A 14396-nucleotide genomic window follows, 5' to 3' on the forward strand; every position below is an offset into this window, starting at 1 on the left:
GGGCGGGCCCTTGCGCGGCCCGCCCGCATCTCCCGAAGGGCGCTGAATGTTCTCGTTCCAGACTATCATCGACAACCTGCCCGTGCTGGCCGCCTCGGCCCGCTACACGCTGCTGATCTCGGGCGCGGGCTGCTTTCTGGGGCTGATCTTCGGCGCCCTGATCTGCGTGGCCGCCGTGTCGCGCGCCCCGTCCGCGCGCGCCTTCGCGGGCGTTTATGTCAGCTTCTTCCGGGGCGTGCCCCTGCTGATCCAGCTTCTGCTGGCCTTCTACCTTCTGCCGCTGGTGGGCGTGAACGTCCCTGCGCTGGCCGCCGCGATCTTCACCGTGGGCCTCTGCGCCGCCGCCTATATCAGCGAGATCCTGCGCGGCGCGCTGAACGCCATTCCCCGGGGGCAGGCCGAGGCCGCCATGGCCGTGGGCCTTGCGCCCCGCGACATCTGGACCCGGATCCTTCTGCCGCAGGCGCTGAAGATCTCGATGCCCGCGCTGGTCAACGAGCTGATCCTTCTGGTCAAGGCGTCCTCGCTGGTGACGGTCGTGGGCATCGTGGAAATCACCCGGATGAGCCAGGCCATCGCCTCGGCCACCTACCGCCCGCTGGAGATCTACCTGACCGCCGCCTTCCTGTACCTGGCGATCAACCTCGTCATCGCAGCCCTTGGCCGCAACCTGGAACGGAGGCTCGCCTGGTGATGGAGTTCGACCTTTTCCGCGAATACGGCCCGGCGTTGCTGCGGGGCCTGAGCGTCACGATCTTCTGCTGGATCGTGGGCACGGCCTGCGCCATGGGCTTGGGCTTCGTGCTGGCGCTGGTCCATCGCGGCGTGTCGGCCCGTCCGCTCCAGTGGATCCTGCGCGCCTATGTCGAATTCATCCGCGGCACGCCCTTCCTCGTGCAGCTGTTTGTTCTTTATTACGGCGCGCCCATGCTGGGGTTGCGGCTGGATGCGATGCCGGCGGGCCTTCTGGGCCTGACGATCTACGGCAGTCCCTATTTCGCCGAGATCTTCCGCGCGGGCCTGAACGCCGTCCCGGTGGGCCAGATCGAGGCCGCGCGTGCCATGGGCTTTGCTCCCGCGACCATCCTGCGGCGGATCATGATCCCCGTCATGCTGGTCTCGGCGCTGCCGGCGCTGGTCAACTTCTCGATCATCCTGACCAAGGAAACCGTGATCCTGTCGATGATCACCGTCCCCGAGATCATGTTCGAAACCCAGACCATGATGGCCGAAACCTTCGCCTTCGCGGAATCGACCCTGGTGCTGGCGCTGTTCTTCTGGGTCTTCGTCGAGACGATCTCGCGCATCGGGCGCCGGCTGGAACGCCGCGCCACCCATTACCTGCTGGACCGGAGCTGAAGCCGTGACCCTTGCCCCTTCGCTGACCGGAACGGTCAACCCCGCCTCGGCCCGGCTGGAGAACGTCTGCAAGTTCTACGGTGAGTTCCAGGCGCTCAAGGACGTGAGCCTGGTGATCCCGCCGGGCAAGGTGACCTGCCTGATCGGGCCCTCGGGCTCGGGCAAGTCCACCCTGCTGCGCTGCATCAACTTCCTTGAGGAATATGACCGCGGCGGCATCTGGATCGACGACCGGCTGATCGGCTACGAAAGCGTCGGCGGCAGGCGGATGGGCGGGCGCGCCTTGCGCGAGATGCGCCGCGACATCGGCATGGTCTTCCAGCAGTTCAACCTGTGGCCGCACATGACCGCGCTGCAGAACGTGGCCGAGGGACTGGAGCGGGTGAAAGGCATCCCCCGCGCCCGCGCGCACGAGATCGCGGCCGAGGCGCTGGCCAAGGTGGGCTTGGGCGACAAGACCGGGAACCACCCCAGCCGCCTGTCGGGCGGCCAGCAGCAGCGCGTGGCCATCGCGCGCGCCGTTGCCATGCAGCCGCGCATCATGCTGTTCGACGAGCCGACCTCGGCGCTGGACCCCGAGCTTGTGGGCGAGGTGCTGGGCGTGATGAAGCAGCTTGCGGCCGAGGGCATGACGATGGTCGTCGTCACGCACGAGATGGGCTTTGCCGCCCATGTCGCCGACCGCGTGGTCTTCATGGAACGGGGCGAGCTGGTGGCCGAGGGTGCGCCCGCCGAGATCTTCCAGAATCCCGGCGACAGGCGGCTCGCGGCCTTCCTGCAGGGCTACCTCGAGCGGAACTCGCTGGAGCTGTGATCAGGGTCGGCCTTGACGGCGGGGGCCGAGGCGTGATCCGCTTCGGCGCCGCAGCCAAGCCCCGGACCCACCATGTCGCCTGACGAAAACCCCGCCATCCTCCTGAACCCCGCCGACAGCGTGGCCGTCGCCCTTCGCAGCCTGAAGGCGGGCGAGGCTGCCGGCCCGGAGGGCCCCGTCGCGGTCGAGCCGATCCCGCGCGGCCACAAGATCGCGCTTCGCGCCATTGCCAAGGGCGAGGAGGTGCGCAAGTTCGGGCAGGTGATCGGCCTGGCCTCTCGACCCATCGCGCCGGGCGAGCACGTCCACCTGCAGAACCTCGCGATGGTCGACAGCCACCCCGACCATGCCTTCTGCGTGGAAAACCGAGATCCCGGCCTTCTGCCCGAGGCCGAGCGGGCGAGCTTCATGGGCTATGACCGGGGTCTGGGCGGCGTGGGGACGCGCAACTACATCGGCGTGATCTCGACCGTGAACTGCTCGGCCACCGTGTCGCGCTACATCGCCGAGCACTTCAACCGGCAGGGCGGGCTTCAGGGCTTCGACAACGTGGACGGCGTGGTCGCGCTGACCCACGGCAGCGGCTGCGCCATCGGCACCAAGGGCGAGGGCTACGAATACCTGACCCGCGTCATCAAGGGCTATGCCACGCATCCGAACTTCGGTGGCATCCTGATGATCGGGCTGGGCTGCGAGGTGAACCAGATCCGCCCCATCATGGAGCATTACAAGCTGGAGGAAAGCGACCGCTTCCGGACCATGACGATCCAGCAGCTTGGCGGGACGCGGAAGACCATCGACGCCGCCTGCGACATGATCCGCCAGATGCTGCCGCAGGTGAATGCGGCCCGGCGCAGCCCACAGTCGCTGCGCCACCTCAAGGTTGCGCTCGAATGCGGCGGCTCGGACGGCTATTCGGGCATCACCGCGAACCCGGCGCTGGGCTACGCCTCGGACCTGCTGGTGCGGCACGGCGCGACCACCGTCCTGTCGGAAACGCCCGAGATCTATGGCGCCGAGCATCTGCTGACGCGGCGCGCGAAATCGCCCGAGGTCGCCCAGAAGCTGCTGGACCGGATCGACTGGTGGCGCGACTACACCTCGCGCAACGGGGCGGAACTGAACAACAATCCCTCCTTCGGGAACAAGGAAGGCGGGCTGACGACGATCCTGGAAAAGTCCTTGGGCGCGGTCGCCAAGGGCGGGTCCATGCCGCTGAACGCGGTCTATGAATATGCCGAACCCGTGACGGCGCAGGGCTTCACCTTCATGGACACGCCCGGCTACGACCCGGCCGCCGTGACGGGGCAGGTGGCGGGCGGCTGCAATGTCGTCTGCTTCACCACCGGGCGCGGCTCGGTATCCGGCTGGAAGCCCGCGCCCACCATCAAGATCGCCACCAACACCGCGATGTTCGAACACATGCGCGAGGACATGGACATCAACTGCGGCGACATTGCCCGCGGCACCGACACCATCGAGGCCGCGGGACAGCGCATCTTCGACCTGATCCTCGCCGTCGCCTCGGGCGAGAAGACGGTGTCCGAGCAGTTCGACTATGGCGACAACGAGTTCGTGCCCTGGCAGGTCGGCGCGATCACCTGAAAGGGCCGGGCGGTCAGCCCGCCCGGCCCTTGCGCCCCAGCATCCGCGCCAGCGTGCCGTCGCGCCACATGGCTTCGTGGACGCCGACCATGATGATGTGCCCTGCGATCAGGATCGACAGCAGCCAGCCCAGTTCGCCATGCAGCAGGCCGCCCAGGTTGACCATCCAGCCGATCGGCGGCTCCTGCGCGGGGAAGATCGTGAAGCCGAAGGGCGCGAACTCCCGGTTGTTGCCATAAGCCCGGATCAGCGCGATCGTGGGCACCGCCAGCATGACGACATACAGCACCGCATGGCCCAGCGAGGCCGCGCGGCCCCAGAAATGGTGGCCATGAGCGGGGCGATTGGTCCGGTTCGACAGCGCCCACAGGGCGCGGACCACGATCAGCAGGAACAGGATCGTGCCCACCGGCTGGTGATAGGCGACAAAGGGCGAAAGCCAGGGCTGCTTGTCGAAGATCAGCCGCAGGCCCATGCCGACGAACTGGTAGAGGATCAGCACCGCGATGGTCCAGTGAAGGACGCGGCTCATCCGGCCATAAACCGCATGCGTGTCGCGGAAGGGCAGGGGACCGGCAGCCCGGCCCCGCACGGGTGTCTGGATCGCCTGTCGCGTGTCGGTCATCTGTGCTCCTGCGGTTGCCGGCCTGCGGGGACCATAATGCAAATTGTGGCGCAGGTCCAAAGGGCTGGCAGAAAGTTGACGAGACTCGTTGCCGGAATTCAGTCGCCCCTGCGGATCCGTTGCAGGCCGGAGGCTTCGGACGGACGACTTCTCGACTGACATGCCTCGCGAGTTGTGGCCGGACGACTTTGCCGCGCGTCCTGTTGCTGATGGACGCGGGCGATCCCGGCATGAAACGCGCACGCGAGCAGGTCGAGGCCGCGGGCGTCCCATTGGCTTACGTCCATTTCTTCTCGCAGCCGCCGGTCCTCAGCCTGCCCGGCCTGCCTGCGGTCTGGAGCGTGTCGGCCAACGCCTTCCTTTTTCTCGCTGAGCGCGTTGGCGCTGCTGCAACCGATGGGGCGGCTGAAGGGAAGCGGCCCCGAGGTGCTGATCCTCTGCGGCATCGCGCTGAACTTCACCGCCGGGGCATTCCTGTCGCTGCTGCAGTTCGTCGCCTCGGCGGACGCGCTGCAGCAGCTGGCGTTCTGGACAATGGGCAGCGTGGCGGGGGCAAGCTGGCCCAGCGTCACCGTGCTGGCCGTGGTGCTGGCCGTCATTGCGCCGTTCTCGCTGAAGGCCGCATGCCAGCTGACCGCGTTGCGGTTGGGCAAGGAACAGGCGCGCAGCTGCGGCGTGGATGTTGCCCGGCTGCGGCGCTGGTCGCTGCTGCGCATCAGCCTGCTTGCGGCGTCTGCCGTACCGACGGTGGGCGTGATCGACGTCGTCACCCCCGACATGCTGGCCAAGGTTTATGGCGTCAAGGCGCGGGTCGAGCGTTGCTCTCGCGGTCGTCTCGTGGTGCTGATCGACGACGAGACGGTGTGAAAGGCATCACCCGCGCTTCGAGGGAGTCCCGATGATCTATCGCGCCGCCACCACGCTTGCCGACGCGGCCCTGCGCGCGACCTCGCCGTTGGCGGGCGCGGCGTTGCGCCAGAGGATGGTGCTGGACGACCCACCACCGGCCATTCCGGGCGGCATCTGGGTCCACGGGGCGAGCGTGGGCGAGCTGAACTCGGCGCGTCCGGTGATCGAGACGCTGGCCGCCGAACGCCCGGTGCTGGTGACGGCGAACACGGACACCGGCCGCGCCGTGGCGCAGGGCTGGGGCCTGCCTGCCCGCCTTGCGCCGCTGGACGTTCCGGGGGCCTTGGGCCGCTTTCTTGACGCCGCGCGGCCCGCGCTGATGCTGACCGTCGAGAACGAGATCTGGCCCAACCGTGCCGCGCAGGCGCGCCGCCGTGGAATCGCGCAGGCGGTGATCGGGGCACGGATGTCGGCGCGCTCGGCGGCTCGCTGGGGCAGGGCGCGGGGGCTGATCGGGCCGGTCCTCGCCGGTCTCGGCCTGCTCTCGGCGCAGGACGAGGGGACCGAGGCGCATCTGCGCGCCCTGGGCCTGCCGGAACGGGCGCTCGCGCCGAGGCTGAACCTCAAGCTGCTCGGCCCCGCCGCGATCCGGCCGCCGGAGGAGTCGCCGGCGCGCGATGGCATCTGGCTGGCCGCCTCGACCCACGAAGGCGAGGAGGCGCCGATCCTTGCCGCCCATGCCGCGCTGCGCGCGCGCTTTCCGGACCTGCGGCTGATCCTCGCGCCCCGCCATCCCCGGCGCGCCGACGAGGTTTCGCGCCTGATCGCTGCACAGGGCTTCCCGGTGGAGCGCCTGGGCGACCGAGCCCTTGCCGGGGCAGGCGCACCGCCCGTCCTGCTGATCGACCGCCTGGGCGTCCTCGCCGAGGCCTATGCGGCGGCAGGCACCTGCCTCACCGGGGGCTCTCTGGTGGACAGGGGCGGCCATACGCCGTGGGAGCCCGCCGCCTGGCGTTGCGCCCTTCTGCACGGATCCCATGTCGCGAACTTCCAGTCCGACTACGCGGCGCTTGATGCCGGGGGCGCGGCGCGCCCGGTAGAGGCGGAGACGCTGGCCGAGACCCTCGGCGCAATCCTTGCCGACCCGCCCGCCCGCCGGGCGATGGGGCAGGCGGCACGCGCCGCACTGGACCGGGCCGCGCCCGATCCCGCCCCGCTGGTGACGCGCCTGCTGGCCCTGGCCACGCCCGCGTGACCCGGCTTTCGCCGGGCTTGGAGAATGCTTATATCCAGCCGGCTGGAGGGATGACCGGAATGATCCGTTACGCGCTGCGCTGCAACAAGGGACATGACTTTGACGGCTGGTTCCGCTCGGCCGCGGGTTTCGACACGCTGAGTGCCGAGGGGCAGGTGAGCTGTTCGATCTGCGGCAGCAACGAGGTCGCCAAGGCCCCCATGGCCCCCGCGATCCCGCGGGATGACAGCGCGCGCCCTCTCGACAATCCCGGCTCGGCGCTGGAACAGGCGCTGCGCGAGTTGCGCCGCCATGTCGAGGAGAACTCGGATTACGTCGGCGAAAGCTTCGTGACGACAGCGCGGGCGATGCACGAGGGCAAGATCCCCGAGCGCCTGATCCACGGCGAGGCCCGCCCCGACGAGGCCCGCCAGCTTCTTGAGGACGGCATCCCCGTGGCCCCCCTGCCGTTCCGCGCCACCCGCAAGCTGAGCTGACGCCCGACACAGGAAAAAGACCGGCGGAGCCGGTCTTTTCGGTGTCATCGGCAGGGCAGGGCTGGGTCAGGCGACCAGAGGCCTGCGGTTCTGCGCATGGCGCATTGCCAGCTTGCGGCCCATCCGCCCCGAGGCCAGCACGCGAACCGACGGGCGCGTGAAGCTGCCGTCGCGCAGTTCGGGGAAGAGCGCCAGGATTTCCTCGCGCGCGGCCTCGCCTGCCATGTCCAGCGCGGTCCGGCCGGGATGCAGCGATTCAGTTTCCGCGCCGTTCGACCAGACAACCTGGTGGTCGTCGAACAGGAAGTGGACATAGGTCACGCCTTCCAGGTCCTGCGCGATGTCGATGCCGTCCACCAGCAGAAGCTGCTTGGCGGCGACCAGCACCTCGTTCGTGCCGAACATCTTCTGCGCGATCTTCGAACGGACCAGGACCCGGTGCTGGGGCGACACGATCAGGTCGGCCGAAGGCGTGCCCGCCCCCAGCGCGCCCGCGCGGATGCGGATGGGGCGCAGGTGGGGTGCGGCCTCGAACTCGGCCCGGGTCATGACGCGGCGGCCCACCCAGCGGAGGGGCTGCAGGCCCGCATCGCGGGTGCGCACCAGATCGCCCACGGACAACTCGCCCGCCGGGACGGGGCCGGCTTCCGTCTCGATCAGCGCGTCGGCGCCGAAGCACAGCACGCCCGTGTTCGTCGCATCCAGCGCCACGCCCGCGACTGCCGTGCCGCTGTTCCGGATCGCCAGGTCCAGCGTGGGCAGGCCGTTCTGGCCGCCCAGCATGGTCAGCCGCCCGTCGGCCTGGTCGGCGCGCAGCCAGGCCAGCGGGTTGTTGAACTGCTGGCTCGGGTTGGCCTGGTTCCACAGCGCCAGGTTGGCGGCGTTGTAATAGGTCGAGAGATCGACGAAATCGCGGCTCAGCAGGTCGCTGCCGGTGTTGAAGTCCTCGATCGAGTCGCCTGCACCCGCGACGAATGTGTCGCGGCCCGCGCCGCCGAACAGCAGGTCGCTGCCCTCGCCGCCGTTCAGGAAGTCGTCGCCGTTGCCGCCGACCAGCGTATCCGCGCCGAGTCCCCCGACGAGCGAGTCGCTGCCCTCGCCGCCGACCAGCGAGTCGTCGCCCGCGTCGCCCTGCAGCGTGTCGTTGCCGAAGCCGCCGAGGATCGTGTCATTGCCCTCTCCGCCCGACAGCAGGTCCGCACCGCCCTGCGTCTCGGTGCCGAGGCTGTCGTCGCCGTAGATCACGTCCGCACCCGCGCCGCCCTGGACGGTATCGGCCCCCAGCCCGCCGGTTACGGTGTCATTGCCCGCGCCTGCGACGACCGAGTCGTTGCCGGTGCCCGCGTCGATGCTGTCGGCACCGCCCAGGCTGTCGGTGCCAAGGGTATCGTCGCCGAAGATCCGGTCATCGCCCGCGCCGCCCTGGATGGTGTCGGCCCCCAGTCCCCCGATCACCGTATCGTTGCCGAAGCCCGCGACGACCGAGTCGTTCCCGATGCCCGCGTCGATCGAATCCGCCCCGCCCAGTGGGTCGGTGCCCAGGGTGTCGTCGCCATAGATGGTGTCGGCGCCCGTGCCGCCATTCAGCGTGTCCAGCCCGGTGCCGCCGATCAGCAGGTCGTTGCCGCCGCCGCCGAAGAGCTGGTCGTTGCCCGCACCGCCATCCAGCGAGTCGTTCGCGCCATCGTCCACCGTTGCGCTGGTGTAGCCGTAAAGCGAGTCGTCGCCGTCGCCGCCGCGGATCGAGTCGGCCCCGGCGCCCCCCCAGACGGTGTCGTTGCCGAGACCGGCGCGGATGAAGTCGTCGTTGCCGGCCGCGCCAGGCAGGATCGCGTCGTTGTTGTCGACGCGGTCGCCGTCAATGTCGCCGGTGTAGGATCCTGCAACGATGCTGTCGTTGGCGTCAGTGCCGTCCACGTAACCGTCACGGAAGCCCGCAAGGTTTGTGCGGGAAGCCGACAAGCTAGAGAAGCTCGACGAATAGTTCGACGTGGCTCCGGTTGTAAGCGCCGGCAACTGGACACTGACAATAGGGAGCTCGGAAAGCTGCTGCTCACCGGTTCCCGTGCTCGTGGTCCGGGGCGGAAGCATGAAGACGTTTCCGCTTGTGTCCTGGACAAGCCTGATCTGGGCCGTAATCGCCCGGGTGGTCGTGGCATCCACCCTCTGGATGACGGTGACATTCTGAACCAGCACGCCGATGTCCAGCCGATGGGCCTGGGTCGTGTCACCAAGAGTATACCTGATGGTTTCGGTCGAGCCGTTGTGGTCGAAGCCCACCGAGCCATCGTTGTTGTCGTCGTTCAGCGTGATGCGCGTACTGGTGGTATAAAGTGGTACTGAAGACGTGCCGAAGGCTCTGCCCACCAGCGGTGCGTAGGTCTCGGCACCTGCGACCTGCTCGTTGGTATCCATCTCGGTCAGCCGACCGAGGTACAAGCCCGGATAGGTAACGCTTGCCATCTGTATCTCACTCCGTTCTGCAATGATCCTGCGAACGGGTCAGATCTGGCCATATCGCGCGCGCTCGCGTGCACGCCAAGGCAGGAAGCCGGCGTGGGCAGGGAGTCGGCATTATCGATACAAGGCACATGTCGCATTCCGTCCGCATCTTGGCTGCAGGCGACGAACAGGAACGCGAACCGATGCGGAACGTCAGGCGATCCGCGGGACACCAACAACATACAGACTGCTAACCGCCGAGGCGGCTGAATCGTCGGGCTTCAAACCCGTTAAAGTAGTTTAGCAAGAAAAAGGTTCCCTGCAAAGTTGCATGACCCGTCATGGCGAGTGACCTTGCGGCGGGTTGTGCCTCTGCCGCCCTTGCCCTTGCGCGGGTGCCGCCCTAAGAGCCTGCCGTTCGATCCTGCTGACTGGGGGGCTATCTGGATGCCGCTTCTGGTGATGAAATTCGGCGGCACCTCGGTGGCCGACCTCGACCGCATCGCGAATGCCGCCCGAAAGGTGCAGCGCGAGGTCGAGCGGGGCTATGACGTCATCGTCATCGTCAGCGCCATGTCGGGCAAGACCAACGAGCTCGTGGGCTGGGTCGAGGGCACCTCGCGCCTGTATGACGCGCGGGAATACGACGCGGTCGTCGCCTCGGGCGAGAACGTGACCGCCGGGCTCATGGCGCTGCGGCTGCAGGAAATGGGCGTGCCCGCGCGCAGCTGGCAGGGCTGGCAGGTGCCGATCAACACCACCGACCAGCACGGCGCGGCCCGGTTCGTGTCGATCCCGCGCGCCAACATCGATCAGAAATTCGCCGAAGGCATGAAGGTCGCGGTGGTCGCGGGCTTCCAGGGGATCGGCCCGGACGGGCGCATCACCACGCTGGGCCGCGGCGGCTCGGACACCACGGCGGTCGCCTTCGCCGCCGCCTTCGGGGCGGAACGCTGCGACATCTATACCGACGTGGACGGCGTCTACACGACCGACCCCCGCATCAGCGACAAGGCGCGCAAGCTCGACCGCATCGCCTTCGAGGAGATGCTGGAACTGGCCTCGTTGGGCGCCAAGGTGCTGCAGACGCGCTCGGTCGAGCTGGCGATGCGCTTCAACGTGCGCCTGCGGGTGCTGTCGTCCTTCGAGGATACCGACGAAACCAGCGGCACGCTGGTCTGTGCTGAGGATGAAATCATGGAATCCAAGGTTGTTTCCGGCGTCGCCTATTCGCGCGACGAGGCCAAGATCACGCTGGTCACGGTCGAGGACCGTCCCGGCATCTCGGCCGCCATCTTCGAGCCGCTGGCCGAGGCGGGCGTCAACGTGGACATGATTGTCCAGAACATCTCGGAACGCGACTACGAGGATCACCCCGGCGCCGTGACCGACATGACCTTCTCGGTGCCGGTCAACCAGGTGGAACGCGCCCGCAAGGCGATGGAACAAGCCCGCGCCAACGGCAAGATCGCCTATGACGATCTGGCGGTGGACACGGACGTGGCCAAGGTCTCGGTCGTGGGGATCGGGATGCGGTCGCATGCAGGCGTCGCCGCGCGCATGTTCCGGGCACTTGCCGACGAGAACGTCAACATCAAGGTCATCTCAACCAGCGAGATCAAGATTTCGGTGCTGATCGACCGCAAGTATATGGAACTGGCCGTGCAGGCACTGCATGATGCCTTCGAGCTGGAAAAGGCCTGATTGACGCGCGTCGGTCACGGCACGCTCGTGATCGCGGAAAGGAACGCGCCACCCATGCCCGAGCGGACGGACAGCGAATCGCGGAAGCTGCTGAAGCGGCTGCGGGACACGCTGGCTGCCCCCGGCGACGGGCAGGCGCGGCTGGACAGCATTACCCATCACATCGCGGATTCGATGGGAACGCAGGTCTGCTCGATCTACCTGTTCCGCGACCCCGACACGCTGGAGCTTTGTGCGACAGAGGGGCTGCACCGGCAGGCCGTGCACCAGACCCGGCTGCGGCTGGGCGAAGGGCTGGTCGGCCGCGTGGCCCGCACCGGACGCGCGATCAACACGGCGAACGCGCCCTCGGAACCCGGCTTCCGCTACATGCCCGAAACGGGCGAGGAGATCTTCCCTTCGTTCCTGGGCGTGCCGATCCAGAGGGTCGGGGAAAAGCTCGGGGTGCTGGTCGTCCAGTCCCGTGATGCGCGCCGGTATTCCGAGGACGAGATCTACGGACTTGAGGTCGTGGCGATGGTGCTGGCCGAAATGGCCGAACTCGGGGCCTTCCTGAGCAACGACGCCCAGCTTTCGGCGCACCGCCTGCCGGCCGTCTTTCGCGGCGTGACGGGGCAGGAGGGCGCGGCCGAGGGGCAGGTCTGGCTGCACGAGCCGCGCGTCGTCATCACCAACCCCGTGGCCGACGACCCCGAAAAGGAACGCGCGCGCCTGGGCGAGGCGGTCGCCATGCTGCGCCAGACCGTGGACGAGATGGTCACCGCCGCCGATCTCACGGGGGGCGACGGCGAGGGCGTGCTGGAAACCTACCGGATGTTCACCCGCTCGCGCAGCTGGCTGCGCCGGATGGAGGAGGACATCGACCTCGGGCTGTCCGCCGAGGCCGCGGTGGAAAAGGAACAGTCCCACGCCCGCGCCAAGCTGGAGGCCACGGCCGACCCTTATCTGCGCGACCGCCTGCACGACCTGGACGACCTGTCGAACCGCCTGCTGCGCATCCTGACGGGGCAGGGGCAGGATACCGGCCTTGCCATGCCCCCGAACCCGATCCTGGTCGCCCGCAACATCGGCCCGGCCGAACTGCTGGAATACGGGCGGGGCCTGCGCGGCGTCGTGCTGGAGGAAGGCTCGGTCGGCAGCCATGCGGCGATCGTCGCGCGCTCGCTGTCGATCCCGCTGGTGATCCATGCCGCGCGCATCACGGCCGAGGCGTTGAACGGCGACCCGATCCTGGTTGATGGCGACACGGGCGTCGTCCACCTGCGCCCCGAGGACACCGTCGCCGCCGCCTTCCGCGACAAGATTGCCATGCAGGCCGAGGCGCAGAAGCGTTACGCGGGCCTGCGCGACCTGCCTGCCACTGCCACCTGCGGCACCACCGTCCGGCTGCTGATGAACGCGGGGCTGATGGCCGACCTGCCCAGCCTCGAAGGCTCGGGCGCTGAAGGGGTGGGGCTTTTCCGCACCGAGCTGCAGTTCCTGATCCGCACCCGCGTGCCCAAGCGCAGCGAGCTTGCGGCGCTGTATCGCCGTGTCATGGACAACGCGCGCGGCAAGCCCGTGATCTTCCGCACGCTGGACATCGGCTCGGACAAGGTCCTGCCCTACATGAAGCGCATCGACGAGCCGAACCCGGCGATGGGCTGGCGCGCGATCCGCGTGGGGCTGGAAAAGCGCGGCGTGTTGCAGATGCAGCTGCAGGCCCTGATCCGCGCGGCCGAGGGGCGCGACCTGCATGTCATGTTCCCCTTCATCGCGGATTGCGACGAATATTACGAAGGCCGCGCCATGCTGCTGGCGCAGCTGGAACGCGAAGCGGCGCTGGGCCATGTCCCGCCGACCAGCCTGCGCATCGGCGCCATGCTGGAAACGCCGTCGCTCGCCTTCGCGCCCGACGCCTTCTTCCGCCAATGCGATTTCATTTCCATCGGCGGCAACGACCTCAAGCAGTTCTTCTTCGCCGCCGACCGGGAAAACGAACGGGTTCGCAAGCGCTATGACACGCTGTCGGTGCCCTTCCTGAACCTGGTCGAGATGATCGTGAACCGCTGCGCCGCGCTGGACGTGCCGCTCAGCTTCTGCGGCGAGGACGCGGGCCGGCCGATCGAGGCGACCGTGATGGCCGCCCTGGGGCTGAAGACCCTTTCGATGCGGCCGGCCTCGATCGGGCCGGTCAAGGCGCTGCTGCGCCGCACCGACCTGCGGGCGCTGCACGCGCTGATCGATGCCGAACGGGCGCGCGGCACGACCAACCTGCGTCCCGCGGTGACCCGCTTCCTGGCCGAAGGCTAGTTGCAGGACGTCAGTGCAGCGCCGACAGACCGGATCAGTTCGGGATACATGTCCGGCCCAAGGGGAAGCGCCGAGCCCGCCGGATCGACCACGGCCGTCTTGATGTCATGGCTGTCGAAGACCGTGCGCACCAGGTCGAGGTCGAACTGCGGCTCGGTCAGCGCGCAGGTGACGTCCAGCGCCTCGACCCGCTCGCGCAGTTCGGCGATCCGGGCAGGACCGGGCGGCGAGGCGTCGCTGAGCGCGATGGCCCCCGCGGCGTTCAGGCCGAAGCGGTGTTCGAAATACTGGTAGGCGTCGTGGAAGACGATGAAGCGCAGGTCCTGCACCGAGGCCAGCGCGGCGCGCGTGTCGGCCATGGCCCAGTCGATCTCGGCCGCCCCCGCCGTGGCATTGGCGCTGTAGTCGGCCGCGTGTTCGGGGTCGAGGTCGGACAGGGCCTTGGCGATCAGGGGCAGCCAGATCTTGCCGTTCTCGGGATCAAGCCAGGCATGGGGATCGATCGCCGCATGGCCGTGATCATGATCATGATCGTGGTCCTCCTCGCCGGTGCCGGGGTGATGGTCGCCATGGTGCTCGTGCGGCTCGAAGGTCGCGCCGGTGCGGGCGGCCAGGGTGATCGTGCCGGGCTGTTCCAGCAGCCGCAGCCGCTGCGCCCCCTGCGCCAGCGAGGTCAGCGGGCGGTCCATCCAAGGTGACAGTTGCGGCCCGATCTTGATGACGATCTGCGCGTCCCGCAGCTTGCGGGCGTCCGATGGCTTCAACGCATAGAAATGCGGCGAGGCGCCCGCTGGGATCAGCAGCTCGGGCTCTCCCACGCCCTCCATCACCCGCGACACCAGCGAATGGACGGCGGCGATGTCGGTCACGACGCGGGGCGGCTCGGCCCAGGCGGGCAGGACGACGGAAGCCAAGGCCACGGCAAGAAGGGATCGCAACAATTCTTCGGCTCCGCTCTGGATCAAGCGGCATCGT

12 protein-coding genes are annotated in these 14396 nt (G+C 68.3%); 9 read left to right on the top strand and 3 right to left on the bottom strand.

Going from position 1 to position 14396, the window contains the following annotated elements; all coding sequences use genetic code 11:
- Positions 1-46 precede the first annotated feature (46 nt).
- The 4 genes from ACFFII_RS12520 (at position 47) to ACFFII_RS12535 (ending at position 3778) form a co-directional block, all read left to right on the top strand.
- On the top strand, positions 47-694 hold the full coding sequence (locus tag ACFFII_RS12520) for an amino acid ABC transporter permease (RefSeq protein ID WP_377699210.1): 648 nt from the start codon (positions 47-49) through the stop codon (positions 692-694).
- Positions 694-1359 (top strand): amino acid ABC transporter permease, encoded by a 666-nt coding sequence (locus tag ACFFII_RS12525; RefSeq protein WP_377699211.1) that lies wholly within the window; start codon positions 694-696, stop codon positions 1357-1359. The genes ACFFII_RS12520 and ACFFII_RS12525 overlap by 1 nt, the downstream gene beginning before the upstream one ends.
- A gap of 4 nt (positions 1360-1363) precedes the next feature.
- Positions 1364-2173, top strand: a complete 810-nt coding sequence (locus ACFFII_RS12530) for an amino acid ABC transporter ATP-binding protein (protein WP_377699212.1) — start codon at positions 1364-1366, stop codon at positions 2171-2173.
- Positions 2174-2245: 72 nt separating this feature from the next.
- On the top strand, positions 2246-3778 hold the full coding sequence (locus ACFFII_RS12535) for a D-arabinonate dehydratase (protein WP_377699213.1): 1533 nt from the start codon (positions 2246-2248) through the stop codon (positions 3776-3778).
- A gap of 13 nt (positions 3779-3791) precedes the next feature.
- On the opposite strand, the gene ACFFII_RS12540 is transcribed toward ACFFII_RS12535, so the two are convergent.
- A complete protein-coding gene (locus ACFFII_RS12540; RefSeq protein WP_377699214.1) occupies positions 3792-4403 on the bottom strand; it encodes a cytochrome b in 612 nt (203 codons plus the stop codon).
- Positions 4404-4781: 378 nt separating this feature from the next.
- On the opposite strand from ACFFII_RS12540, the gene ACFFII_RS12545 reads away from it, so the two are divergent.
- Genes ACFFII_RS12545 through ACFFII_RS12555 form a run of 3 tightly spaced genes read left to right on the top strand, consistent with a single transcriptional unit; the run spans position 4782 to position 6983 of the window.
- Positions 4782-5270 carry an iron chelate uptake ABC transporter family permease subunit gene (locus ACFFII_RS12545; protein ID WP_377699215.1) on the top strand — a complete coding sequence of 163 codons (489 nt, stop codon included), beginning with the start codon at positions 4782-4784 and terminating at the stop codon, positions 5268-5270.
- A 31-nt stretch (positions 5271-5301) separates the two neighbouring features.
- Positions 5302-6507: a 3-deoxy-D-manno-octulosonic acid transferase gene (locus tag ACFFII_RS12550; protein WP_377699216.1), complete on the top strand. Its 1206-nt coding sequence runs from the start codon at positions 5302-5304 to the stop codon at positions 6505-6507.
- 59 nt (positions 6508-6566) lie between these two features.
- Positions 6567-6983, top strand: a complete 417-nt coding sequence (locus ACFFII_RS12555; RefSeq protein ID WP_090756649.1) for a DUF1178 family protein — start codon at positions 6567-6569, stop codon at positions 6981-6983.
- 66 nt (positions 6984-7049) lie between these two features.
- Here ACFFII_RS12555 and ACFFII_RS12560 read toward each other — a convergent pair whose 3' ends face one another.
- Positions 7050-9446 (bottom strand): Hint domain-containing protein, encoded by a 2397-nt coding sequence (locus tag ACFFII_RS12560; RefSeq protein WP_377699217.1) that lies wholly within the window; start codon positions 9444-9446, stop codon positions 7050-7052.
- Positions 9447-9872: 426 nt separating this feature from the next.
- On the opposite strand from ACFFII_RS12560, the gene ACFFII_RS12565 reads away from it, so the two are divergent.
- Positions 9873-11129 carry an aspartate kinase gene (locus tag ACFFII_RS12565; RefSeq protein WP_090756653.1) on the top strand — a complete coding sequence of 419 codons (1257 nt, stop codon included), beginning with the start codon at positions 9873-9875 and terminating at the stop codon, positions 11127-11129.
- A 54-nt stretch (positions 11130-11183) separates the two neighbouring features.
- Entirely contained in the window at positions 11184-13421 is a 2238-nt protein-coding gene (ptsP, locus tag ACFFII_RS12570; RefSeq protein ID WP_377699218.1) for a phosphoenolpyruvate--protein phosphotransferase, read from the top strand.
- Here the strand turns inward: ptsP and ACFFII_RS12575 are convergent.
- A complete protein-coding gene (locus tag ACFFII_RS12575) occupies positions 13418-14386 on the bottom strand; it encodes a zinc ABC transporter substrate-binding protein (protein ID WP_377699219.1) in 969 nt (322 codons plus the stop codon). The two genes, ptsP and ACFFII_RS12575, sit on opposite strands and share 4 nt — an antisense overlap.
- Between the last annotated feature and the right edge of the window lie 10 nt (positions 14387-14396).

The sequence above is a fragment of the Paracoccus niistensis genome, assembly GCF_042432925.1.
In the GTDB taxonomy this organism is placed as follows: Bacteria; Pseudomonadota; Alphaproteobacteria; order Rhodobacterales; family Rhodobacteraceae; genus Paracoccus; species Paracoccus niistensis.

Excerpts from the sequence above, each read along its gene's own strand:
- ACFFII_RS12535 (WP_377699213.1), top strand. The coding sequence starts at position 2,246 with ATGTCGCCTGACGAAAACCCCGCCATCCTCCTGAACCCCGCCGACAGC.
- ACFFII_RS12540 (WP_377699214.1), bottom strand. The coding sequence starts at position 4,403 with ATGACCGACACGCGACAGGCGATCCAGACACCCGTGCGGGGCCGGGCT.
- ACFFII_RS12565 (WP_090756653.1), top strand. The coding sequence starts at position 9,873 with ATGCCGCTTCTGGTGATGAAATTCGGCGGCACCTCGGTGGCCGACCTC.
- ACFFII_RS12555 (WP_090756649.1), top strand. The coding sequence starts at position 6,567 with ATGATCCGTTACGCGCTGCGCTGCAACAAGGGACATGACTTTGACGGC.
- ACFFII_RS12560 (WP_377699217.1), bottom strand. The coding sequence starts at position 9,446 with ATGGCAAGCGTTACCTATCCGGGCTTGTACCTCGGTCGGCTGACCGAG.
- ACFFII_RS12525 (WP_377699211.1), top strand. The coding sequence starts at position 694 with ATGGAGTTCGACCTTTTCCGCGAATACGGCCCGGCGTTGCTGCGGGGC.
- ptsP (WP_377699218.1), top strand. The coding sequence starts at position 11,184 with ATGCCCGAGCGGACGGACAGCGAATCGCGGAAGCTGCTGAAGCGGCTG.
- ACFFII_RS12520 (WP_377699210.1), top strand. The coding sequence starts at position 47 with ATGTTCTCGTTCCAGACTATCATCGACAACCTGCCCGTGCTGGCCGCC.
- ACFFII_RS12550 (WP_377699216.1), top strand. The coding sequence starts at position 5,302 with ATGATCTATCGCGCCGCCACCACGCTTGCCGACGCGGCCCTGCGCGCG.